The 22,419-nt window shown below is 62.6% G+C and carries 17 protein-coding genes and 1 pseudogene; 4 read left to right on the plus strand and 14 right to left on the minus strand.

All coding sequences use genetic code 11. The features are described from left to right. Positions 1–17: 17 nt before the first annotated feature. Positions 18–1,355, minus strand: coding sequence for an N-succinylarginine dihydrolase (gene astB, locus ACWPWQ_RS14330; RefSeq protein WP_454010091.1), 1,338 nt, complete (start codon positions 1,353–1,355; stop codon positions 18–20). Between the two features lie 360 nt (positions 1,356–1,715). Between astB and topA the strand changes: the two genes are divergently transcribed. Then, entirely contained in the window at positions 1,716–4,337 is a 2,622-nt protein-coding gene (gene topA, locus ACWPWQ_RS14335; RefSeq protein WP_429038795.1) for a type I DNA topoisomerase, read from the plus strand. Between the two features lie 114 nt (positions 4,338–4,451). Further along, positions 4,452–4,622, plus strand: coding sequence for a hypothetical protein (locus ACWPWQ_RS14340; protein ID WP_162852227.1), 171 nt, complete (start codon positions 4,452–4,454; stop codon positions 4,620–4,622). Between the two features lie 17 nt (positions 4,623–4,639). Here ACWPWQ_RS14340 and ACWPWQ_RS14345 read toward each other — a convergent pair whose 3' ends face one another. The 12 genes and pseudogenes from ACWPWQ_RS14345 to ACWPWQ_RS14400 all read right to left on the minus strand — a co-directional run. Continuing rightward, positions 4,640–4,996: an MGMT family protein gene (locus ACWPWQ_RS14345; protein WP_342057755.1), complete on the minus strand. Its 357-nt coding sequence runs from the start codon at positions 4,994–4,996 to the stop codon at positions 4,640–4,642. Positions 4,997–5,073: 77 nt separating this feature from the next. Next, positions 5,074–6,627, minus strand: a complete 1,554-nt coding sequence (locus ACWPWQ_RS14350; protein ID WP_454010092.1) for a methyl-accepting chemotaxis protein — start codon at positions 6,625–6,627, stop codon at positions 5,074–5,076. A gap of 200 nt (positions 6,628–6,827) precedes the next feature. Continuing rightward, positions 6,828–8,693, minus strand: a complete 1,866-nt coding sequence (locus ACWPWQ_RS14355) for a beta-N-acetylhexosaminidase (RefSeq protein ID WP_404838013.1) — start codon at positions 8,691–8,693, stop codon at positions 6,828–6,830. A 160-nt stretch (positions 8,694–8,853) separates the two neighbouring features. Further along, on the minus strand, positions 8,854–9,726 hold the full coding sequence (locus ACWPWQ_RS14360) for a BadF/BadG/BcrA/BcrD ATPase family protein (protein WP_454010093.1): 873 nt from the start codon (positions 9,724–9,726) through the stop codon (positions 8,854–8,856). Next, a complete protein-coding gene (locus tag ACWPWQ_RS14365; protein ID WP_454010101.1) occupies positions 9,719–9,844 on the minus strand; it encodes a hypothetical protein in 126 nt (41 codons plus the stop codon). Before ACWPWQ_RS14365 ends, ACWPWQ_RS14360 begins: the two co-directional genes overlap by 8 nt. After that, positions 9,837–11,552 carry a glycoside hydrolase family 9 protein gene (locus ACWPWQ_RS14370; protein WP_454010094.1) on the minus strand — a complete coding sequence of 572 codons (1,716 nt, stop codon included), beginning with the start codon at positions 11,550–11,552 and terminating at the stop codon, positions 9,837–9,839. Before ACWPWQ_RS14370 ends, ACWPWQ_RS14365 begins: the two co-directional genes overlap by 8 nt. A gap of 100 nt (positions 11,553–11,652) precedes the next feature. Beyond that, on the minus strand, positions 11,653–12,645 hold the full coding sequence (locus ACWPWQ_RS14375; RefSeq protein ID WP_139435555.1) for an ABC transporter ATP-binding protein: 993 nt from the start codon (positions 12,643–12,645) through the stop codon (positions 11,653–11,655). A gap of 11 nt (positions 12,646–12,656) precedes the next feature. Next, on the minus strand, positions 12,657–13,679 hold the full coding sequence (locus ACWPWQ_RS14380) for an ABC transporter ATP-binding protein (RefSeq protein ID WP_454010095.1): 1,023 nt from the start codon (positions 13,677–13,679) through the stop codon (positions 12,657–12,659). Beyond that, the gene (locus ACWPWQ_RS14385; RefSeq protein ID WP_111910280.1) at positions 13,676–14,590 is read right to left on the minus strand and encodes an ABC transporter permease; all 915 of its coding nucleotides are present in this window, start codon (positions 14,588–14,590) and stop codon (positions 13,676–13,678) included. The genes ACWPWQ_RS14380 and ACWPWQ_RS14385 overlap by 4 nt, the downstream gene beginning before the upstream one ends. Position 14,591: 1 nt before the next feature. Continuing rightward, positions 14,592–15,575 carry an ABC transporter permease gene (locus ACWPWQ_RS14390; RefSeq protein WP_005331240.1) on the minus strand — a complete coding sequence of 328 codons (984 nt, stop codon included), beginning with the start codon at positions 15,573–15,575 and terminating at the stop codon, positions 14,592–14,594. A 117-nt stretch (positions 15,576–15,692) separates the two neighbouring features. Beyond that, positions 15,693–17,378, minus strand: a complete 1,686-nt coding sequence (locus ACWPWQ_RS14395; protein ID WP_307765583.1) for an ABC transporter substrate-binding protein — start codon at positions 17,376–17,378, stop codon at positions 15,693–15,695. Between the two features lie 559 nt (positions 17,379–17,937). Beyond that, positions 17,938–18,303, minus strand: a pseudogene (locus ACWPWQ_RS14400) (TRAM domain-containing protein); the annotation flags it as partial. A gap of 270 nt (positions 18,304–18,573) precedes the next feature. On the opposite strand from ACWPWQ_RS14400, the gene ACWPWQ_RS14405 reads away from it, so the two are divergent. Next, a complete protein-coding gene (locus tag ACWPWQ_RS14405; RefSeq protein WP_454010096.1) occupies positions 18,574–19,068 on the plus strand; it encodes a GNAT family N-acetyltransferase in 495 nt (164 codons plus the stop codon). Positions 19,069–19,201: 133 nt separating this feature from the next. Here the strand turns inward: ACWPWQ_RS14405 and rimO are convergent, their stop codons facing one another. After that, positions 19,202–20,629: a 30S ribosomal protein S12 methylthiotransferase RimO gene (gene rimO / locus ACWPWQ_RS14410; protein ID WP_454010097.1), complete on the minus strand. Its 1,428-nt coding sequence runs from the start codon at positions 20,627–20,629 to the stop codon at positions 19,202–19,204. Positions 20,630–21,115: 486 nt separating this feature from the next. Between rimO and ACWPWQ_RS14415 the strand changes: the two genes are divergently transcribed. Continuing rightward, positions 21,116–22,141: an IS110 family RNA-guided transposase gene (locus ACWPWQ_RS14415; RefSeq protein WP_104453241.1), complete on the plus strand. Its 1,026-nt coding sequence runs from the start codon at positions 21,116–21,118 to the stop codon at positions 22,139–22,141. Positions 22,142–22,419 lie beyond the last annotated feature (278 nt).

The following is a 22,419-nucleotide window of genomic DNA, read 5'->3' on the forward strand; positions in this document are numbered from 1 at the left end:
TCGCTGCGAGCCTGTGCTCAGCGCTGGAAGGGGTAGACGGAGCCGAGTTTGAGGATCTGGGTCAGCTCGTCCAGGGCGGTGCGGGTCTCCAGCACCAGGGCCGGATCGCGCAGATCGTCCAGCGACAGGCTGTCGCGGTAGTGTCTCTCTACCCACTGATCCAGCCGGGCGAACTGTTTGTCGTCGATGAGGCAGGCCGGGTTGACCGCCTCTAGCTCGGCGTCGTTCATGGCGACCCGCAGGCGCAGGCAGGCGGGGCCGCCGCCGTTCTTCATGCTCTGCTTGACGTCCATGAAATGTACCCCCTTGATGGGGGTGCCCAGGGTCACCAGCTTGGCCAGATAAGCGGATACCGCCGGGTTGTCACGGCACTCGGTGGGGGCGATGATCGCCATCTCGCCGGAGGGCAGGGTCAGGATCTGGGTGTTGAACAGGTAGGATTTCACCGCATCCTGCACCGACACCTCGGCAGTCGGCACCTCGATGAAGTGCAGCTCCCCCTCGCCGAACTTGGTGCGCACCTCGGCCAGGGCCGAGGCTGTGTTGAGGAACGCCTGCTGGTGGAAGAAGAGCACGTTCTGGTTGCCCACCGCGATCACGTCGTTGTGGAACACCCCCTGATCGATCACGTCCGGGTTCTGCTGGATAAAGACGGCGCTCTCTTCCCCCAGGCCGTGCAGGCGGGCGATGGCCTGGCTCGCCTCCAGGGTCTGGCGGGCCGGGTAGCGCTTGGGAGCCGGCTGGGAGACGTCGAAGGCGCTGCGGCCATAGACGAACAGCTCGACCCCGGCCTCGCCATAGGCGCGGCACAGCCGGGTGTGGTTGGCTGCCCCCTCGTCACCGAAGTGGTCGTTCTCCGGCAGGTGCTGGTGGTGGCTGAAGTGACGGTCGTTGTTGAACACGGCGCGCAGGATGCGACCGGTCACTTCGGGCTCCAGGGAGCGGTGGAACTTGTTGGTCAGGTTGGCGGGGGTGAAATGGATGCGGCCATCCTGGGTGTCGGCACTCGGCGAGACGGTGGCGGCGTTGGCGGTCCACATGCTGGAGGCGGAGTAACAGGCGGCCAGCACGGCGGGGGCCTGTTTCGCGGCCTGGGCCAGGACGCTAGCATCGTTGCCGGTGAAGCCGAGGCGGCGCAGGGTGGCGAGATCCGGCCGCTCCTGCGGCGCCAGCACCCCTTGCGTCATGCCGAGCTCGGTCAGCGCCTTCATCTTGCGCAGCCCCTGCTTGGCGGCCTCCTTCGGATTGGACGCCTCTTTGGCGTTGCTTTGGGAGGCGACGTTGCCATAGGACAAGCCGGCATAGTTGTGGGTGGGGCCGACCAGGCCGTCGAAGTTGACCTCGAAGTGCTTCATGACTACATCCTTTCGATTTTTATATGGGGAGCGGTTCCTTCCGCGCACAAAGCTGCGGCGTGCGGCCATTATAAAGAGATTTCATCCTTTGTAACAAGCTGATAACCAAGATGGTTTTTTATGTGACGGGGGTGGCTGGATATGTCATTTCCAATCTAAAAAAGGGGGGGATATAGCATAAAAACAAAAAAGCGGTTGCTTCCCGCGCCTCCCCTTCGCATTAATAAATAAAGAAGCAAGGCGGTTCGGGCTGCATGGCAAATTTGTTCACAAGATTGCTTTTTCCCGTCAAATCTCTTATACAGCCCCACAAAACCGCACGCCAACCCCGTCGGGTGCAATGAGGATAATAGTTACAGCATGGGCAAATCACTGGTCATAGTGGAGTCTCCGGCCAAGGCCAAGACCATCAACAAATATTTGGGCAAGGACTACGTGGTGAAATCCAGCGTCGGTCACGTGCGCGATCTGCCGACCAGCGGCAGCGCCAGCACAGAGCCCAAAAAACCTGTCATTCGCGGCATCAAGCTCAGCGAATCCGAGAAGGCGGCCAAGGATCGCAACGCCCTGTTCTCCAGGATGGGGATCAACCCGACCGCAGGCTGGCAGGCCAACTACCAGATTTTGCCCGGCAAGGAAAAAGTGGTCAGCGAGTTGCAAAGTCTGGCCGCCAAGGCCGACACCATCTATCTCGCAACCGACTTGGATAGAGAAGGGGAAGCGATCGCCTGGCACCTGCGGGAGATCATCGGCGGCGACGACAGCCGCTACAAGCGGGTGGTGTTCAACGAGATCACCAAGACCGCGATCCAGGAGGCGTTCGCCCAGCCGTCCGAGCTGAACATCCACCGCGTCAACGCCCAGCAGGCCCGTCGTTTCCTCGACCGGGTGGTGGGCTACATGGTCTCCCCGCTGCTCTGGAAGAAGCTGGCCCGCGGTCTCTCCGCCGGCCGGGTACAATCCGTCGCGGTGCGCCTCATCGTCGACAAAGAGCGCGAGATCAAGGCCTTCGTGCCGGTGGAGTTCTGGGATCTCAACGCCGACCTGCTCACCGCCGAGAAGAGCGAGCTGCGGATGGAAGTGGTCAGCCGCAACGGCGTCGACTTCAAGCCGGTGACCCAGGCCGAGACCTTCGCCGCCGTGGCCGCCCTCGAAGGGGTCGACTACAAGGTGGTGAACCGGGAAGACAAGCCGACCGGCTCCAAGCCGTCCGCCCCCTTCATCACCTCCACCCTGCAGCAGGCGGCCTCCACCCGGCTGAGCTTCGGGGTCAAGAAGACCATGATGATGGCCCAGCGTCTCTATGAAGCGGGTTACATCACCTATATGCGTACCGACTCCACCAACCTCAGCAAAGAGGCGGTCGAGGCGGTGCGCGAATATATCGGCGAGCAGTATGGCGCCGCCTACCTGCCGGCCGAGCCGACTCTCTATGGTTCCAAGGCTGGCGCCCAGGAGGCCCACGAGGCGATCCGTCCCTCCAACGTGCAGGTGACTGCCGAGATGCTGGAAGGGATGGAGCCGGATGCCATGCGGCTCTATGACCTCATCTGGCGCCAGTTTGTGGCGTGCCAGATGACCCCGGCCCAGTACGACTCCTCCACCCTGACCGTCAAGGCGGGCGAGTTCGAGCTCAAGGCCCGCGGTCGCACCCTGCGCTTCGCCGGTTGGACCAAGGCCTTGCCGCCCATGGGTCGCAAGGGAGAAGACAACCAGCTGCCGGCGGTGACCGTCGGCGAGATCCTCAAACTGGTCAAGCTGGATCCCCGTCAGCACTTCACCAAGCCGCCCGCCCGCTTCACCGAAGCGGCCCTGGTGCGCGAGCTGGAGAAGCGCGGCATCGGCCGTCCGTCCACCTACGCCTCCATCATCTCCACCATCGTCGATCGCGGCTATGTGCGGGTCGAGAGCCGCCGCTTCTTCGCCGAGAAGATGGGGGAGATCGTCACCGATCGTCTGGTGGAGAACTTCGTCGAGCTGATGAACTACGAGTTCACCGCCAAGATGGAAGACAAGCTCGATGGCATCGCCGAAGGCAGCCTGGAGTGGAAGAAGGTGCTGGACGCCTTCTACGCCGAGTTTACCCAGGAGCTGGAGCAGGCCGACAAGCCGGCGGAAGAGGGGGGCATGCGCGCCAACCAGATGGTGCTGACCGACATCGACTGCCCGGACTGCGGCCGCAAGATGGGCATTCGCACCGCCACCACCGGGGTCTTCCTCGGCTGCTCCGGCTATGCCCTGCCGCCCAAGGAGCGCTGCAAGAAGACCATCAACCTGGTCAGTGCGGACGAGTTCGTCTCCGCCACCGACGGGGACGAGGCCGAGACCGAGGCGCTGCGCGCCAAGCACCGCTGCGGCGTCTGCGGCACCGCCATGGATGCCTACATCATCGACGACAGCCGCAAGCTGCACGTCTGTGGTCGCAACCCGGACTGCGACGGTTACGAGATCGAGCAGGGCCAGTTCAAGCTCAAGGGCTATGAAGGGCCAAGCATCGAGTGCGATCGCTGCGGCTCCGAGATGCAGCTCAAGAACGGCCGCTTCGGCAAGTACATGGGTTGCACCAACGAGACCTGCAAGAACACCCGCAAGATCCTGAAAAACGGTGACATAGCGCCGCCGAAGGAAGATCCGGTGCCGCTGCCCGAGCTCAAGTGCACCCAGTCCGACGCCCACTTCGTGCTCCGTGACGGGGCGGCCGGTCTGTTCCTCGCCGCCAGCAACTTCCCGAAATCCCGTGAGACTCGTGCGCCTCTGGTGGAGGAGCTCAAGCGCTTCCGCGATCGGTTGTCGCCCAAGCATCAGTACCTGGCGGACGCCCCGGCGTCAGATCCTGACGGGAACGCATCCGTGGTACGCTTTAGCCGCAAGAGCAAGGAGCAGTACGTGATGACGGAGGTCAACGGCAAGGCAACGGGCTGGACCGCCCATTACGACAACGGGAAGTGGCAGGAGAGCCTGGCCAAGGCGAAGAAATCCTGACGCGCCATTGCTCACATCATGATGAAAGAGGCCCCGTACAGGGGCCTTTTTATTGGGAGATGGCGGTATACTGAGAGGGCTGCATGGATGGCAGCACAAGACAGGGAGGTTGTCATGGAGATACATGAAATCCGGCCAGGCATGACCTGCCTGACGCGGGAAGGAACGGCCTATGTGCTGGAAGTGGACAGGCAGAGTCTGCTGGTATTGCTGCAGCGGGAAGACGAGACCATACCGGTGCAGGTACGTTGCGACGACATCCTGGGCCCCCTTGCCAGCGACTAGCGGCGCCCTGACAGGCGCTAGAACGGGATCAGAAAGAGCAGCTCGGCGAGGTCGGGCTGCCACTGCCACTCCCGCATCCTGACCCGCCCCTTGATCACCGGCACCCCCTCTTCCTGCAATCTTCCTACCTGTTCATCAAAACCCGCCGAGCCCTTGGGCAAGGAGATGGTACCGCCTGCGCCCAGCACGCGATGCCAGGGCAGCGTCTTGTCCGTCTCCCGCAACACTTTTCCCACCAGCCGTGCCCGCCCGGGCAGGCCCGCGAGATCGGCGACCTGGCCGTAGCTCACCACGCGGCCGACCGGGATCAGGGCCAGGATAGCCTCGATGCGCGCCACCTTGTTCAAGGGGGAAGGGGGAGGGGTCATCATCATGGTGCGTTACTCGGCGTGAAACAAAAGCGCCATCATTGTGGCGCTTCCGTGGTCTGGGGGGCAACAGGGGATCCGGCTCAGCCGAAGGTCTGGCTCAGCCCCCTGAGCTCGCTGGCGCGTTTGAGCAGCTCCTGGCTGGAGTTGTCCACCGCCTGGATCTTCTGGCTGTTGGCGCGGGAGTACTGGGAGATCTGGTGGATGTTGCGGCTGATCTCCTCCACCACCGCCTGCTGCTGTTCGGCCGCGGCGGCTATCTGGGTGGAGAACTCGGTCACCTGATCTATCTCCCCCAGCACCAGATGCAGGTTGCCGGAGCCCTGGCGCGTCATCAGGGCGCACTCGCGGGTCTGGGCCAGGTTGTCCTGCATCATCCCCTGCCAGCGGCCCAGGGTCTGCTGGATCTGGCGGATGCTGCCCTGGATCTGCTCGGTCGCCTTGTGGGTGCGGGTGGAGAGGGTGCGCACCTCGTCCGCCACCACCGCAAAGCCGCGTCCCTGCTCACCGGCCCGGGCGGCCTCGATGGCGGCGTTGAGGGCCAGCAGGTTGGTCTGCTCGGCGATGCCCTGGATCTCGCCCATGACGCTGCCGATCCGCTCGGATTCGTTCGCCAGCTCGACGGCGGAGTGGAAGGCATGCTCCGCCTGCCTGGCCAGCAGCTCCATCTGCTGCTCGGTCTGATCCAGCTGCTGCACAGTGTGCTGGCAACTGCTGCGTGCCTCTGTCACCTGGCTGTTGGTGTCCTGGATGTTGCGCGCTATCTCGTGGGCCGTGCTGGCCATCTGGGTCATGGCGGCGGCCATCTGCTGGGTCTGGGCATCCTGCTCGTTGATGTCGAGGAAGGCTTGATGGGAAGAGTCCTGCAGGTCGGTCGCCAGGGTCTGCAGGGGATGGGTGGCGTCGTTGACCCGACCCAGCACGGTACGAATGCGGGCCTGCAGCATCTTGAGATGGAAATCGGCGATGGCGCCGGGGGCGTCCCCCGAGTAGACCAGCCGGGTCAGACTGTCATATTGCTGGCCGAGCCGCTTGAGGTAGCGTGGCAGCGAGATGAGTTCGCGCCAGTAAGTGCCGGCGACGGCCAGCAGGGGCAGCAGCATCAGCAGCATCGTCAGGGCCCCCTGGGAGAAGGCCGCCCAGCCAAAGAGCAGCAGCATCAGCAGGCCGAGCAGCAGGGGTCTGGCACTGTGCAGGGAGGGCAGCTTGCTGGCGCCGCCCTGTTCGGCCTTGAGCAGGGCCTGATAGGCCTGGGCGGCGACCCGCTTGAGCTGGGGTTCCGGCTTGCAGCGCACCGACTGGTAGCCGCTTATCTTGCCGTTCTCGTAGATGGGGGTCACATAGGCGTCGACCCAGTAATAGCGGCCATCCTTGCAGCGGTTCTTGACCATGCCGCGCCAGGGGTTGCCCTCCTTGAGGCGATCCCAGAGGTCGGCGAAGGCGGCCTTGGGCATGTCGGGGTGACGCACCAGGTTGTGGTTGTGTCCGACCAGTTCATCGACATGGTAGCCAGCGATGCGGCAGAAGGCGGGGTTGGCGTAGGTGATGACGCCGCGCAGATCCGTGGTGGAGACGAGTTGCACGTCGGCGGGGAACTCAACTTCACTGTCCTGGATCTGGACGTGTTTGCGGGCCATAGGGATAAGCTCCGATGCGTTGCTGGTTGTTATTGTGGTTGAGCCGGATGCTGGCCCGGGCGCAGTGCGTCTTGCCCGGCCTCATCGGGGGCCTTATTTTGCCAACAAAGGCGGAGTAAAAGTAGGGGCCAGGTTGGATTTCTGTTGTTTGGTGGTAAAAAAATGGCGACCAAAAGGTCGCCAAAAAGAGAAAGACAACACTACCTCTGTGGCACCCGGTAACGCACCTGTAACTGATCGAGGATCTGCAGCTGGCCGGGCAGACGGGCGGCGAAGTGATCCCAGGCCTTGCGGGCGGGGTCGCTCCAGGCCACCTCGGCCGTGGCGAGCATGCGCGGGAACAACATGTAGTCGAGACGATCGCGAGAGGTGATCAGTTCCGACCACAAGGGGCTCAGCACCCCCAGGATGTTATCGTTGGCATGGAAATCGGCAGGGGCAGGATCACATCGGTAGACCTGCTCCAGATTGAGGGTTCCCGCCCAGTAGAGCCCGGGTTCATGGATGTCCGGGCTCCAGGCGAGATCCAGATAGAGAGACTGGGCCGGGGCCATCACCACGGGGTAGCCCGCGGAGGCGGCATCCAGCCCCGCCTGGAAGCTGGTCCAGGCGAAGATGGTGGCGTCCCGGCTCACCTTGTCCCCGTGCAGTATCTCCTCCCACCCCAGCATCTGCTTGCCCCTGGCCGCCAGGTATTGCTGGCAGTGGCGCAGCAGATGGCCCTGCAGCTCCCGGCAATCGGAGTAGCCCTGCTCGGCCATCAACTGCTGACAGGCGGGGCTGTCGGTCCAGACCCCGGTCGGTACCTCGTCCCCCCCCATGTGCACCTGAGTGCCGGGGAAGAGCGCGCACACCTCGTCGATCACCGCCTCCAGGAAGCGATAGGTGCCGGGCAGGGCAGGGTTGAGCACGTTGTCGTCAAAATATTGCACCGAGAGGTAGCGGGAGTGGTCCGCCTCTTCCCGCAGCAGCTCGGGCAGCGCCTTGATGGCCGCGTGGCAGTGACCCGGGATGTCTATCTCCGGGATGATGGTGATGCCGAGTCCGGTGGCATAGGCCACCAGTTCGCGCACCTCGCTCTGGGTGTAGTAACCGCCATAGGGCTCGGGGCCGCCGCTGAGCTGGGGACCGACCGCCAGGCCATGTCCCCGCCAGGCCGCCACCTCGGTCAGCTGGGGGAAGGCCTTGATCTCGAGGCGCCACCCCTCGTCATCGGTCAGGTGCCAGTGGAAGCGGTTGAACTTGTAGAGGCTCATCTGCTTGAGCAGGCGCTTGAGGGTGGCGATGGAGTGGAAGTGGCGGGCGCAGTCGAGGAAGATGCCGCGAAAACCGAAGCGCGGCGCATCCTCCACCTCGAGGCAGGGCAGGCTCTCCCCGTGTTGCAGGGCCCACTGGGCCAGGGTCACCAGACCGTGGCGCCAGCCCGCCTCGCCGGCGGCCCGGATGCGGATCTCCTCGGGGGTGATGACGAGCTGGTATGCCTCTTGGGGGAGCTGGGCCTCGACCAGGTGGATCTCGGCGTCGTGATCCTGAGTCAGGGCCAGCCCCGTCAGCTCGTTGAAATGGGCCAGCAGGGGGGCGAGGGAGACAGGGCCGCTGACATGGGCCCGCTCGGCCAGGCGGAAGTTGCCCTCAGGCAGCCGCAGCTGAGCCGGCTGGGGCACTATGCCGTTGGCGGGCTCCACCTCGGGCAGATCGGGGGCCGCCGCCGGGCTCGGCGGCAGGCCGAGATCCTGGCCCGCCTGCACCACGGGTTGCAGCTGGGCCTGAGCGCCTTGGTCCGTCAGGCTGAGGAAGAAGCCCTGGGGCAGATCGGAGTAGCGTTTGATGGGGGTGTTGCGGCAGCAAAAACGCAGCTCGCAGACCCCCTCATGGGGCACCAGCACCTTGTAGCTGCCGCTCTGGCGCGCCAGGGAGCCCCCCTCCACCGACTGGGGATCTATGTGGCGGGTCAGGCAGAAGTGCAGCTTCCAGGGGCTGGCCGGGAGCTGGCTCAGGGTGAAGCGGAACCAGACGTCTTCACCGTCGCGACGGTCGATCTGGGTATGGATCAGGGGTGCAGACATGAAAATTCCTCTGATGGAGTGAAGGGGACGAACAGCCAGACAGCGTCCTTGTGGTATTGGTCAACCCCGGCCGGGAGCCGCAGGGCTGACATGGGCATCCCCCGCAGCGGGCAGACCGGGGTCAGGCCCGCACTTTGGGGTGGGGTGGATGGGGGCAGGTTCAGGGATGCAGACATGGGTAGGCCTCCGATTGGGCAAACAGGATGGCGCCTTCCAGCGCATCGGCTTGCGGGTGAACCAGGTTGAGGTGCCCCAGGCGAGGGGCCAGGCGCATGCCGACGCCGCCCAGCAGGGCGATGCGGTCGGCTCCCAGCAGCCTCATGCCCTCCAGCAGGGTCTGCAACTGGGCGCAGGTTTCATCCAGCAGCTGGTTGGCGAGCTCGTCTCCGTCGCTGGCTGTGTCGAACACCCAGGGGGCGAAGCGGCCATAGTCGGCGGGAATGGCGCGGGCGGCCCAGCGCACCACCTCGGCCTGATCCCGCTTGAAGTGATCGAGCAGGCGCACGGCGAGCAGGCTGGGAGGCAGGATGCCGTCGTGGCAGAGCAGGGATTGCTGGATGGCGCGCAGCCCGAGCCAGGCGCCGCTGCCGAGATCCGAGATGGGGAAGCCGCGCCCTGAGCAGCTATGCAGCTGACCGTGGCGGTAGATGAGCCCGGCGGATCCTGTGCCGGCGATGAGAATGGCTCCCTCGCGGCCCCCAAAGGCGCCGAGGCAGGCGCCGAAGGCGTCGGAGGTGAGCCTGACGCTCGCGAAGGGGAAGGGCATCTTAAGCAGGGCGTGGTAGCAGTCGGCCAGCTCGGCGGAGGCGAGCGCCAGCCCCACTCCCATCCGCTGTTCGCACTCGATGCCAAGCCCGGCGGCAAGGCGGGCGCTGGCGATGGCCGCCAGCACGTTGGCGTGGGCGAGGGGGATGCCGAGCTCCAGATTGGAGCCCGCGGCGCGCCCCTCTCCCAGCACTCTGCCCCCCTTGTCCCGAATGCGGGCGCGGGTGTGAGTCCCCCCGCCATCGACCCCGACCCAATACTCAATCATGACGGGCCTCCGGCGCACTCTGCCAGCTGATGGCCAGGGCAAACCAGGCGCCGTGGGGGATCCACTGCTCTCCCCAGTGCCAGTTATGATCGAGCCTGTCCTTGTACGTCTCAATCATGACGGGCCTCCGGCGCACTCTGCCAGCTGATGGCCAGGGCAAACCAGGCGCCGTGGGGGATCCACTGCTCCCCCCAGCGCCAGTTCTGATCCAGCCTCTCCTTGTACGCCTCCGGGATGAAAGCCACCTCGTTTTCGTCATCGAACCCGGCGGTGATGCCGTTGCAGATCCCCCCGGGTGCATTGGGATAACCGGCGGTGTAGCTCGGGTTGTTGATGCCGTGCCCCGCCAGCATGCAGGCGTTGAAGGGGTTCTGTCCGAGGATCCAGTCGAGCTGGCGCTGGCCGAACGTCATCAGGAGTGCGCTCTGCTGGGGGAAGTGGCGGGCCGCGGCGAAGGCCATGGCGGCGAGGGAGGCCAGCCGGGCGTTCTCCCCCTGCCACCAGTAACCGGACTCGTTGTGGTGGGGCATAAAGAAGCTGATGCGGGGGGCTTCGTCGACCCCCTTCACATATTGGCGGGCCAGGGCGAAGGGGTTGCCCGCCCGGGCGGCGAGGGCCAGCTCGGCGGCCAGCGCCTGCTGCACCACGGCACTCACCCGGGCGCGGCGCTCCTGATCCGGCTCGACCCCCAGGTATTCCAGCAGGGCCAACACCGGCAGACCCGCCTCGGCGGCGTGGTAGTAGGGGCGCGAGCCGTCGTCGTTGGCACTCCAGTAGTGGCCGAGCTCGGGGTGGGGGCGCTGGCGGGCGCAGAGCCTGCCGGCCCTCTCCCTTGCCTCCCCGAGCCAGTCGCGGCCAAGGGTCTGGGTCAGCTCCACCGCCGCCAGCAGGGCGCAGTAGTCGTCTATGATGTTCTCGCAACCGTCGTCCAGGTAGGCGAGGTTGTGTTCGCGCAGGTGCAGGTAGCCGCGCCTGGCCGCCCCGGCATAGTGGCTGGTATCAAAGTCGCCGCCGGTCTGCTCGCGGGCGGCCCGGGCCAGGGCAGCGATGGCCATGCCGCCCCCCTGGCGAAAGCCCGCCTGCCAGTTGGCGGATTTGAGCCCCTGCTGGGTGGCGTAGGCGCACAGCTCGCGCTGCTCGGGATCCTTGCTCCACTTGTCGAACAGTGTCATGTAGAAGAAGCCGCTCTCATCTTGCATCCGGCAGAGAAAATCCGCCCCGTGCAGCCCCTCGTCACTGAGCCGCTTGCAGAGGTTCAGCCCGTCGATGTCCCGGCGCGTCGCCAGGAGCGCCCGGCTCTTGAGCAGGCTCCACACCACCAATGGGGTCTGCTGGGGGTTGAGGTAGTTGGCGTAGGAGAGATGGCTCAGGTACTTGCTCATGTCGCCGCTGGCATCGAACCAGCCCCCGTGCACATCCTTGTGCCGGTCGGCGCCAAACAGGCGGGCGTTGCGGTCGGCCCTATCGAAGGTGCCGCTGGCGCGCTGCCCCTTGAAGTAGTGAATGACATCGGAGAGGCAGCGGCCGGTCAGCAGATCCTGACCGATGGCGAAGCGGGTGGAGCGGACTATGCCTTGGGCTGTTATCGCCTCCAGCCGGTAGTGGCCGGACTCCTTGAATGCAGAGAAGTCGGCGCGCCAGTAAGCGCGCCCCTGCCAGCCGGGCACCTGGCCTGCGGCCTGGAGAGGAACCTCCAGCAGGAGGCGGTCATCATGGAGGCGGCGCAGTCGCACCAGGCCGCTTATCTCCACGTCGGCGGCGGTCTGCAGCAGGGCAATCTTGTGTCCGTCACACTCGTAACCCACCTGATTGATCAAGAGTTCCATCCAGCTTTACTCCCTGGTCTGGGCAATGAAGGGGCCTCGCGAAGAGGCCCGGGTGAAGGTGTCGCGGGCCGGTAAGGCCGCCCCCGGTGTGGGGGCTGGCTTATTCGTGCAGGTAGCAGCGCACGAAGTGGTTGTCGGCAAGCCGGGTCACGGGGGGCAGGCTCTCCTTGCAGCGCGCCATGGCCTGATGGCAGCGACCGGCGAAGGGGCAGCCCCGGGATTCCGGGGTCCAGAGCGGTATCTCTCCCTTGCGGCCCCCCTCCAGCTCGGCGTGGATGCTCTTCTCGGGGTCGGGCACCGCCGAGATGAGCAGCTGGGTATAGGGGTGCTGGGGATGGTGCAGTATCTCGTCCACCTCCCCCCACTCCACCATGTGCCCCACGTACATCACCGCCAAGTCTTCTGCCACGTAGCGGGCGGTGGCGATGTCGTGGGTGATGTAGAGCATGGAGACGCCGAGCTCGTTCTTCATCTGCTCCATCAGGTTGAGGATGCCGATGCGAATGGAGACGTCGAGCATGGAGGTGGGCTCGTCCGCCAGCACCACTTCCGCCTCCACCGCCAGGTTGCGGGCGATGTTGACCCGCTGGCGCTGGCCGCCGGAGAGCTGGTGGGGATACTTGGCCGCCGTTGCTTTGGCCGGCGTCAGCCCCACTTTCTCCAGCAGGGCATAGACCATGTCAGGCAGCTCCCGCTTGTCGCTCACCTTGCTGTGCAGCAGCAGGGGGCGGGCGATGTGGTGGTAGATGGTGTGGGTCGGATTCAATGAACCGAACGGATCCTGCCACACCATCTGCACGCTCTGGCGATAGTCCAGCAGGGCGGTGCCCTTGTTGAACTCCTCCAGATCCCGGCCCCGGTAGAGGATGCGGCCGTTGGAGAGCTTGTACATCTTGGCGATGATCTTGGCGATGGTGCTCTTGCCGGAGCCCGACTCCCCCACCACCGCCAGGGCGCGGCCCCGGTGCAGGTTGAAGGTGATGTCGGAGAGGGCCCGCATCTTGCCGCTCTTGATGGCATTGGAGTTGACGGCGAAGTCCTTGTAGAGATGCTGGACTTCGATGATGGGCGCGTCGGTTTGGGCGATTTGCATGACAGACATCCTTAACAGCCAGCGGCCTTGTCCAGATAGATGGGGTGGTTCAGGGATTCCTCGGCCGAGTCATAGAGGTGGCAGGCGGCCTGCTGCCCGGGCCGGATCTCGGCCAGCTGGGTATATTCCTGGCGGCAGCGTTCGTGCACCTTGCCGCAGCGGGCCTGGAAGCGGCAGCCGACCGGCACCTCCAGCAGGTTGAGCGGGGTGCCGGGGATCCCCTCCAGCACGGTTTTCGGGCCGTGCAGGGGGGGGAAGGAGTTGCCGAGCCCCCGGGTGTAGGGGTGCAATGGGGCGGTCAGAATTGACTTGGACGGCGCCACCTCCACCAGTTCCCCCGCATACATGATGCCGATGCGATCGCAGAACTCGACCATGAGGGAGAGATCGTGGGTGATGAAGAGAATGGAGAAGTTGAACTTCGCCTTGAGGGCGTAGACCTTCTGCAGTATCTCCCGCTGCACCACCACATCCAGCGCCGTGGTGGGCTCATCCATGATGAGCAGCTCTGGGTTGAGCGCCATGGCGATGGCGATCACCAGCCGCTGGCGCATGCCGCCGGAGAACTGGTGCGGGTAGTCCTTGAGCCGGCTCGGGTGGATGTCGACTATCTCCAGCAGCTCCTGGGCGCGCTTGATGGCCTCGTAGCGGGTCATGCCGGGGTTGTGGGCCAGCAGCACGTCGCAGAACTGCTCCTCCATGCGCAGCACGGGGTTGAGCGCATTCATGGCGGACTGGAACACCACGCTCGCCTGGCGCCAGCGGTAGCTGCGCAGTCGCTCGTCGTCGAAGCCGAGGATGTTCTCCCCCTTGAACAGGATCTCGCCGCCGCTGATGTAGGCGGGCGGCTTGTGCAGCCGGGCCACCGAGAAGGCGACCGTGGACTTGCCGCAGCCGGACTCGCCGGCGAGGCCGAAGACTTCGCCGGGGGCGATGTCAAAGCTGACGGAATTGACGGCGCGCACGTCGCCGCTCTCTGTGATGTAGTCGACGCAGAGCTGGCGCACCGACAGCAGGGGTTGTTGCAAGCTCATGCTGTCTTCTCCTGGGCGGCAATGGGGGTGACGGGGGCTGCGAGCTGTTTCCAGCGGCGCAGGCCCTTGTGAGAGCGCAGTTGCGGGTTGGCGATTTCGTCAATGGCGAAGTTGAGCATGGCCAGACCCGCCCCCAGGGTGGCGATGGCGAAGCAGGGGGCCAGGATCTCCCACCAGGCGCCTACCAGGATGGCGCTGGAGGTCTGGGCGTTGTAGAGCATGATGCCCCAGCTGACCACGGTGGGATCACCCAGCCCCAGGAACTCCAGGGTCGCCTCGGTGACGATGGCGTAGATGATGGAGCCGATGAAGCTCACCCCTATGATGGAGATGAGGTTGGGCAGTATCTCCACCAGGATGATGCGCCAGGCCGGTTCCCCCAGCACCTCGGCGGCGATGACGAACTCTTTTTCGCGCAGGGCCAGGGTCTGGGCACGGATCACCCGGGCGCCATAGGCCCAGGAGGTAAAGCCTATGATGAGCGCAATCACCGTCGGTGACGCCTCCCCGATAAAGCTCGCGAGCACCAGTAATAAAGGGAGGTTGGGGATCACCAGCACCACGTTCATCAGGAAGGTGAGGCACTCGTCCACCACGCCGCCGAAGTAACCGGCTGTGATGCCGATGCCGATGGCGAGGGCGCAGACCAGCAGGCCTGCCCCGAAGCCCACCATCAGGGAGATGCGGGCGCCGCTGGTGAACTGGGCCCAGAGATCGTGGCCCATGCGGTTGGATCCCATCACCAGCTCCACGCTGGGGGGCTGGTGGGGGCGGGCGACCCGCTTGGTGGGCTCGTTGCTGGCGAGCAGCGGGGCAAACAGGGCCATCAGCACGAAGGTGACCACGATGGCGAGACCGAAGGCCGCCTTCTTGTTGCCCAGCAGGATTTTCAGAATAGTCGGCATACGCATCTTATTTGCCTCCTGTACGCAGACGGGGATCCAGGAAGACATAGAGCACGTCCGCCAGGAAGTTGAAGCTGAGCATGGTGATGGTCATGATGAGCAGTTGCCCCTGAATGAGCGGGTAGTCGCGGGCCAGGATGCCCTGATAGAGGGTCAGTCCCAGGCCGGGGTAGTTGAAGATCACCTCTGTGATGAGGGAGCCGCCGATGACGAAGCCGAGCGCCATGGAGAGGGCGGTGACGCTGGGCAGCACGGCGTTGCGGGCGCCGTAGTTGAAGATGACCCTGTTGCTGGAGAGCCCCTTGGCCTTGGCCATGGTGATGTAGTCCTCGCCGAGCAGGTTGATCATGTTGTTGCGCATGGTGATGAGGAAGCCCCCCACCTGCACCATGGCCAGGGTGCCCACCGGCATGATGGCGTGCAGCATGATGCTCTTGATGTGTTCCCAGCCGAAATCGGCGGTGATCTCCGGGCTGTAGGCGTAGCCGATGGGCAGCCAGCCGAGGCTGACCCCGAACAGGAACAGGGCGAGCAGGGAGACCACCACGGGGGGAATGGCCTGCATCACCAGGGTGAGCGGGGAGAGGATGCTGTCCATGCGTCCCCCCCGGTACCAGGCGGCGAAGATGCCGACGATGGAGCCGATGGAGAAGCTCAGAATGGTGGAGGTGCCCACCAGGAACAGGGTCCAGCCGATGGCGCGACCGAGCACGTCGGCGACCGGTTGGGGGTAGTAGCGCACCGAGGTGCCGAGATCCCAGGTGAAGACACTCTTCACATAGGCGAGAAACTGGGTGGTGATGGGACCGTCAACGAACCCGAAGGTGGCCTTGAGGGCCTCGAGGGCGGCAGGTTCCATCATGGCGCCGGCCCGGGCGAACATGACGGAGACGGGATCTCCGGGCATGGCTCTGGGCAGCAGGAAGTTGATGGTGGCGGCCACCAGGAAGGCGACCAGATAGAAGGAGAAGCGTCTTAGTATAAATCCCATGGTGATACCTTTTACTGCAAGCCTGCCCCGCGCCGGGCAAAGCTCCCCCAACCCCGGCAAAGACGGGGGATGGAAGACATGGCGGGGAAAGAGGCCCCCCGCAGGGGGCCGAGGTGATTAGCTGTTTGGCTTGAGTGACAACACGTGCAGCAGACGCTCCGGGGTGTCCGGGTGTACCTGCGGCTTGGCGACCGGGTTGTCGGCACTGAACCAGCCATTGAAGCGCTTGGTGCTGTATTCGTACCAGGTCGGGTTGTTGAACACCGGGATGATGGTCTGGTTGGCCCCGACGCGCTCCTGGATGGCAAACATGATCTCCTTCTGCTTGGCCGCATCGGCGGTCTGGGTGAAGTCATCGATCAGCTTGTCGAGCTCGGGATCCTTGTAACGGGGCGCCGCGAAGCGGTTGCCGCGCTCACCCATGTTGCGGGAGTGGAAGGCGGTCTCGAAGTACTTGTGCGGGTTGGCACCGGCAAAGTAACCCTGCAGGGCGACGTCGAAGTCACCTGTGATCAGGTTCTCGGTCCAGACGGTGGCTTCCGGGGTGGAGGTCTTGGCGTTCAGGCCCAGGGCCTGCAGGCCTTCGACCCCGATCTGGACTGTGTTGACCCAGTCGGTCCAGCCGTTCGGTACCAGCACCTTGAACTCGATCTTCTTGCAGCTCGGGGTGTCGAGGAACTTGTCGCCGTCACAGTCCTTGTAGCCCGCTTCCTTCAGCAGTGCCTTGGCACCTTCCAGATCGAACTTGTTGTATTTGCCGTATTTCTTCTCGACGTCCGGGTTGTCCCAGGAGGCGAATGCCTTGCCCAGACCCGACGGGTATTCGTTGACGGTCGGGTAGCCGTAGCCTGCGATGTCCACCATGGACTGGCGGTCCATCGCCATGGAGAAGGCGCGGCGGAAGTTGATGTCGTTGAAGGCTTCGTTATTGCCCGGGTTCTTGCTCTGGAAGTTGACGTTGAACGCCACCGTGCCGGAGGCCGGGAACCAGTACTTGTTGTTCTTGGGATCGTTGCCGACGTAGAGGCGCTCGATGTCCGGCACGAAGGAGCCGAACCAGTCCACGTCACCCTTCATGACGGCCGCCAGTACCTGGTCGTTGGTGGCCATCTGCGGCATGCGCAGGCAGTCGATGGCGAGGTTGGCGTTGTCCCAGTAGTGCGGGTTGCGGCACTGGGTATAGAGCTGGGCGGAGAAGTTGTCCACTTCGGTGAAGGGACCTGTGCCGACCGGCTTGTCGTTGGTGAAGGCAACCGGGTCTTTCACCGACTTCCATTGATGCTCGGGGACGATTGGCACCAGCACCAGGTCGTTCACCACGTTGGTGTTGACCTCGGCCAGGTCGAATTTGACCTTGTGCTCACCCAGCTTCTCGACACCCTTGATCTGAGTCCAGATGGAGCGCTCGTCCAGCGCCTTGTTGGCCTTGACCAGGTTGAAAGAGAAGAGGATGTCGTCGGCGGTGAAGGCTTCACCATCGGACCACTTGACCCCTTCGCGCAGGTCAAAGGTGACCGACTTCAGGTCATCGCTGAAGGCATAGTTGGTGGCCAGACGATAGACGGGTTTGCCACCCTGCATATCGTTGAAGATCACCAGCGGCTCGTAGATGAAGTGACGAGTGGTGTGCAGCAGACCGGCCTGCAGGAAGGGGTTGAAGTTCTTGACCCATGCGGTCTCCTGTTGCGCGACCAGGGTCAGCACCGTCTTGTTCTCGGCGGCCATGGCAGTGCCGGCGGTACCGGCGAGCATCAGGGTTCCCAGCATGACTGAGGTAGCGATTTTGGATACTTTGGCAAGCATATTTTTTCCTTTCTTATTGGTCTTCCATGGTTTTGGAATGGAGCACCGGATCCCATGCTTGGATGCCGGCCCTCAATGTTGGTCAGGTTTTGCACCCTTGTAGTTGTGTCATCCAACGCCCTTAGAAAAGCAGAGTTAACAGGAAAACAACAACTCTTCATTTCGTCGATATCGTAAAAACTCGCACTCTCTCGTCATTATCGTCAAACTCTATTTTTAATCCTTTTAAATTATACAGTTGCATTAATTCTCACAAAGTACCAAGTCACCCTTTATGACAATTCAAAGACGATAGTGTGAAGTGGATCGTGCTCGTTTTTGCGCCCCTTCAGTGGCTTTTTTTTGAGCTTGAAACAAGCGAACCTGGGGGCGGGGCAGAACTGTGCGCTGGCTCACTAAGGGGGCATCTCCCGGTGAGTCGGGTGATGGCAGGCGGCCCCTCTCTTGCAGAAGGAGCCGGTGCAGGCTGCCGAGGGGGGTTCGCGCAGGTGGCTTGCTGGCAATAAAAAAGCCAGTCGGCATTCACTGACTGGCTTCGGGTGTCACATCCGTTGGCGGATTAGTTGACCAGGCTGGCCCACAGGTCGTACTCGTCCGCCTCGTCGATGCGGACCTTGACGAGATCGCCGGGCTTCAGATCGGTTTCACCGTTCAGGTAGACCAGGCCGTCGATCTCGGGGGCGTCGGCGAAGGAGCGGCCGGTGGCGCCCTCTTCGTCCACTTCGTCGATCAGCACTGTCATCTCCTTGCCGACCTTGCGCGCCAGCTTGCGAACGGAGACCTGCTGCTGCAGCTCCATGAAGCGCTGGAAACGCTCTTCCTGGACCTCTTCCGGCACAGGATCCGGCAGCTCGTTGGCCTTGGCACCCTCGACCGGGCTGTATTTGATGCAGCCAAGGCGGTCCAGCTCCACCTTGTCGATGAAGCCGCAGGCCAAGACCACCTTCACCCCGACCAGTCTGCCGCGCCAGCTGCAGAACCGGTTGCTGGGTCATGGCGGGAAAGTGCGCCTTGGCTACCGACCCCTTCCACTCCCTGGCCGGTTATGATATCCATTTGATAACCTTGTCTAGAGCATGCCGGTCTCGGAGCCTCGCTGCTGGCGAGGCCGCCGCTCGCGGGTGCGACCCTGGGTTTCGCCTCGTCGTGTTCATCCTTCCCCAGCCGGTCAGGGGTCATACGCAAAAGAGGCTTTATGGAGTTGTTGTTACTGGCGGATGCGCCATCTGCCGCAGGCGTGGTTGCCTCATGGTATTTTGACGAATGGTGCCGCGACAGTGGTCGCAGCACTCAAGAGCAGGTGCTGGCCAAGGTCACGGCGGCCACCCAGGTCGACCGGGCTCCGCTGATGGTACTGGCCCGCCAGGCCGGTGAATGGGTGGGGGCTGCCGAGCTCAAAATCCGTGAAATGGCGATGTTTCCCGAGTACGAGTATTGGTTGGGTGGGGTCTATGTCGTTGAAAAAGCACGCGGGCAGGGGGTCGCTTCCTTGCTGGTAACAGAGATCCTCAGCCGTGCCCGCAGGGCAGGGATCAGCAAGCTGTACTTGCAAACCGAAAACCTGAGCGGTGGCGTTTATAGTCATCATGGTTTCAAGGCCCTTGAGGAGGTCCATTATAAAGGCCTTCATGTTCTGGTGATGGTGGCGGATATCGGCCTCTCGCCCTCGTCAGAAGCGCTGACCGAGTGACGCCAGGTGCAGCAGCGTGCGCCCCGCTTCAGCGCGTATAACCATCTTGTGCGATCAATAAAAAAAGCCAGTCAGGGTCACTGACTGGCTTTTTTGCGCGCCTGCCGGGCAGGCGCCGTCATGGACAGCGGACTTAGCCTATCAGGCTGGCCCACAGATCGTACTCGTCAGCCTCGTCGATGCGGACCTTGACCATGTCGCCGGGTTTGAGGCCGGTTTCACCGTTCAGGTAGACCAGGCCGTCGATCTCGGGGGCGTCGGCGAAGGAGCGGCCGGTGGCACCCTCTTCGTCCACTTCGTCGATCAGCACTGTCATCTCCTTGCCGACCTTGCGGGCCAGCTTGCGAACGGAGACCTGTTGCTGCAGCTCCATGAAGCGCTGGAAACGCTCTTCCTGGACCTCTTCCGGCACAGGATCCGGCAGCTCGTTGGCCTTGGCGCCCTCGACCGGGCTGTATTTGAAGCAACCAACGCGGTCCAGCTCCGCCTTGTCGATGAAGTCCAGCAGCATCTGGAACTCTTCTTCGGTCTCGCCGGGGAAGCCGACGATGAAGGTGGAGCGCAGGGTGATCTCGGGGCAGATCTCGCGCCACTTCTGGATGCGCTCCAGGGTGCGCTCGACGGTACCCGGGCGCTTCATCAGCTTGAGGATGCGCGGGCTGGCGTGTTGCAGCGGAATGTCCAGGTAGGGCAGTACCTTGCCGTCGCGCATCAGCGGGATGACGTCATCCACGTGGGGATAGGGGTAGACGTAGTGCAGGCGCACCCAGATGTCGAGCTTGGCCAGCTCTTCACACAAGGCGACCATGCTGGTCTTGACCGGCATGCCGTCGTAGAAACCGGTGCGATGCTTGACGTCCACGCCGTAGGCGGAGGTGTCCTGGGAGATCACCAGTATCTCTTTGACGCCGGCCTCTTTCAGGCGCTTGGCCTCGGCCAGTACCTCGCCGATGGGGCGGCTCACCAGATCCCCGCGCATGGAGGGGATGATGCAGAAGGTGCAGCGGTGGTTGCAGCCCTCGGAGATCTTGAGGTAGGCGTAGTGACGGGGAGTCAGCTTGACGCCGTGGGCTGGCACCAGGCTGGTGAAGGGGTTGTGGGTCGGCTTCTCCACGTACTTGTGAACGTGGCCCAGCACCTCTTCATAGGCGTGGGGGCCGGTGATCTCGAGCACCTTGGGGTGGATCTCGCGGATCTGGTTCTCTTTGGCGCCGAGGCAGCCGGTGACTATCACCTTGCCGTTTTCGGCCAGGGCCTCGCCGATGGCTTCCAGCGACTCCTGTACCGCGCTGTCGATGAAGCCGCAGGTGTTGACCACCACCAGCTCCGCATCGTCATAGCTGGGCACCACATCGTACCCTTCGGTACGCAGCTGGGTCAGGATGCGCTCGGAATCGACCAGATTTTTGGGGCATCCCAAGCTCACAAAACCAATCCTTGGGGGATGAGACCTAATAATGCTGGAAGTCGCTTGTTGGACAGGTTGGTTGTCCAATGGCTGAGCCTGCGTGGTTGCAGGCGTCAGGCTGTCTGAGCTGGGGTCAAAACGGTTGACAGTCATAGGGGGTCGCTGGTCACTGATGCAAAAAAAGATGGCGGATTATACCTGATGAGCAGGAAAGAGGAAGAAGTGATGTGTGTATTTTTTGACCTGCCATATTAGGTTTCAATACACGATATTTTGTGTCTTTTCCTGAGAGATGAAGATGATGCGCTCATCAACGACAGGGGCCTCGGTTACGAGTTCTGCCTCTAAGTCTTCAAGCCATCTTCGGCCGCCAGCATGTGCGGGAGACCTACATCAAGCAGTCCAGTACTGCCGTTGATTGCGACCGGCAAAATGAATCGCAGCTTGCTGATGATCCTAGCGTTGTTTCCTGATACCACGATTCGGAACATCCTCAATAGTTCAGCCCTCTAGGGTCGCTACTAGTTCAGATATGGCGATGGAGGGCGTTGTTAATGGGATGGTCGCCCCTACCCAAAACGGCATCTGAAGTGCCAAAGTGGCGAATGTACGTTCCCACTGATGAGAGAGGCGACCACCATGAAGGCTACGACAATCGGCATAGATTTGGCAAAAGAGGTATTCCAGGTTCACGGGGTGGGCGAGCACGGTAAGCGGTTGTTCAACAAGCAACTCAAGCGTTCACAAATGACCTCCTTTTTTGCCAATATCCCACCCTGTTTGATCGGCATGGAGGCCTGTGCCTCTGCCCACTTTTGGGCCAACAAGCTGAGCGCATTGGGTCATCGCGTCAAACTGATGGCTCCCCAGTTCGTCAAACCCTATGTCAAAACCAACAAACATGATGCTGCTGATGCAGAAGCAATCTGCGAAGCCGTCACTCGACCCAACATGCGGTTCGTGCCTATCAAGACCCCTGAACAGCAAGCAGTGCTGGCACTTCATCGGAGCCGTCAGGGATTCATCAAGCAGCGGACTGCACAAGCCAATCAAATCCGGGGTCTATTGGCTGAATTTGGCATCATCGTGCCCCGAGGGATCCATCAACTACAGCAACGGTTACCGGAGATTCTGGAGGATGCCGATAATTCGTTACCCAGCCTGTTTCGCGTGCAATTGAGTTTGTTACAGAAACATATGGAGTACTTGTTTGATGTTGTGGCTACGCTCGACAAGCAGATTGAGCAGTGCCATCAGCAAAATGCGCTATGCCAGCGTATCGGTAAGATCCCTGGCATCGGCCCTATCACTGCCAGTGCGTTGATTGCGACTATCGGCAACGCCAACAATTTCGAGAATGGCAGACAACTTGCGGCCTGGCTTGGCTTGGTGCCACGCCAGCATTCCAGTGGTGGTAAGCAAGTACTGCTAGGGATCAGCAAACGAGGCGATACCTATTTGCGGACTTTGCTTATCCATGGCGCCAGGGCGGTGTTGCAGTCAGTCAAACGTAAACAGGATACTGTATCGGGCTGGGCCAGTCGGCTATTGGAGCGCCGGAATAACAACATTGCCTCGGTAGCATTGGCCAACAAGAATGCACGGATTGTGTGGGCGCTCTTGGCCAAAGACCAGGAGTACTGTGCGCCAGTGATGAGCATTTAAGCTTCTGAGCCAGTGAGACAGAAAAAACACCACCGATTGCTCAGGCAAGTATGAAGTGATGGCAGGACAGGTCAGACCGTGATGGGGAAAACCCGGTTTAGGCAAGGCTCTTGAGAGAGCGCGTTGTTGATAGAGGCCTCCATCAGCACATTCCATCAGGGACAGAGGTGTTTCATCACCTCAGAAAAGTCCGGATCTATGGCTGCAACTGATGACCCGTAAACCACCACAGCATATTAGCTTGGCAAACTGGGGGCGACCATCTATGCCCAAATCAG

It is taken from the genome of Aeromonas sp. Marseille-Q7275, assembly GCF_965119515.1.

Excerpts from the sequence above, each read along its gene's own strand:
- astB (WP_454010091.1), bottom strand. The coding sequence starts at position 1,355 with ATGAAGCACTTCGAGGTCAACTTCGACGGCCTGGTCGGCCCCACCCAC.
- topA (WP_429038795.1), top strand. The coding sequence starts at position 1,716 with ATGGGCAAATCACTGGTCATAGTGGAGTCTCCGGCCAAGGCCAAGACC.
- ACWPWQ_RS14340 (WP_162852227.1), top strand. The coding sequence starts at position 4,452 with ATGGAGATACATGAAATCCGGCCAGGCATGACCTGCCTGACGCGGGAA.
- ACWPWQ_RS14345 (WP_342057755.1), bottom strand. The coding sequence starts at position 4,996 with ATGATGATGACCCCTCCCCCTTCCCCCTTGAACAAGGTGGCGCGCATC.
- ACWPWQ_RS14350 (WP_454010092.1), bottom strand. The coding sequence starts at position 6,627 with ATGGCCCGCAAACACGTCCAGATCCAGGACAGTGAAGTTGAGTTCCCC.
- ACWPWQ_RS14355 (WP_404838013.1), bottom strand. The coding sequence starts at position 8,693 with ATGTCTGCACCCCTGATCCATACCCAGATCGACCGTCGCGACGGTGAA.
- ACWPWQ_RS14360 (WP_454010093.1), bottom strand. The coding sequence starts at position 9,726 with ATGATTGAGTATTGGGTCGGGGTCGATGGCGGGGGGACTCACACCCGC.
- ACWPWQ_RS14365 (WP_454010101.1), bottom strand. The coding sequence starts at position 9,844 with ATGATTGAGACGTACAAGGACAGGCTCGATCATAACTGGCACTGGGGA.
- ACWPWQ_RS14370 (WP_454010094.1), bottom strand. The coding sequence starts at position 11,552 with ATGGAACTCTTGATCAATCAGGTGGGTTACGAGTGTGACGGACACAAG.
- ACWPWQ_RS14375 (WP_139435555.1), bottom strand. The coding sequence starts at position 12,645 with ATGCAAATCGCCCAAACCGACGCGCCCATCATCGAAGTCCAGCATCTC.
- ACWPWQ_RS14380 (WP_454010095.1), bottom strand. The coding sequence starts at position 13,679 with ATGAGCTTGCAACAACCCCTGCTGTCGGTGCGCCAGCTCTGCGTCGAC.
- ACWPWQ_RS14385 (WP_111910280.1), bottom strand. The coding sequence starts at position 14,590 with ATGCGTATGCCGACTATTCTGAAAATCCTGCTGGGCAACAAGAAGGCG.
- ACWPWQ_RS14390 (WP_005331240.1), bottom strand. The coding sequence starts at position 15,575 with ATGGGATTTATACTAAGACGCTTCTCCTTCTATCTGGTCGCCTTCCTG.
- ACWPWQ_RS14395 (WP_307765583.1), bottom strand. The coding sequence starts at position 17,378 with ATGCTTGCCAAAGTATCCAAAATCGCTACCTCAGTCATGCTGGGAACC.
- ACWPWQ_RS14405 (WP_454010096.1), top strand. The coding sequence starts at position 18,574 with ATGGAGTTGTTGTTACTGGCGGATGCGCCATCTGCCGCAGGCGTGGTT.
- rimO (WP_454010097.1), bottom strand. The coding sequence starts at position 20,629 with ATGACTGTCAACCGTTTTGACCCCAGCTCAGACAGCCTGACGCCTGCA.
- ACWPWQ_RS14415 (WP_104453241.1), top strand. The coding sequence starts at position 21,116 with ATGAAGGCTACGACAATCGGCATAGATTTGGCAAAAGAGGTATTCCAG.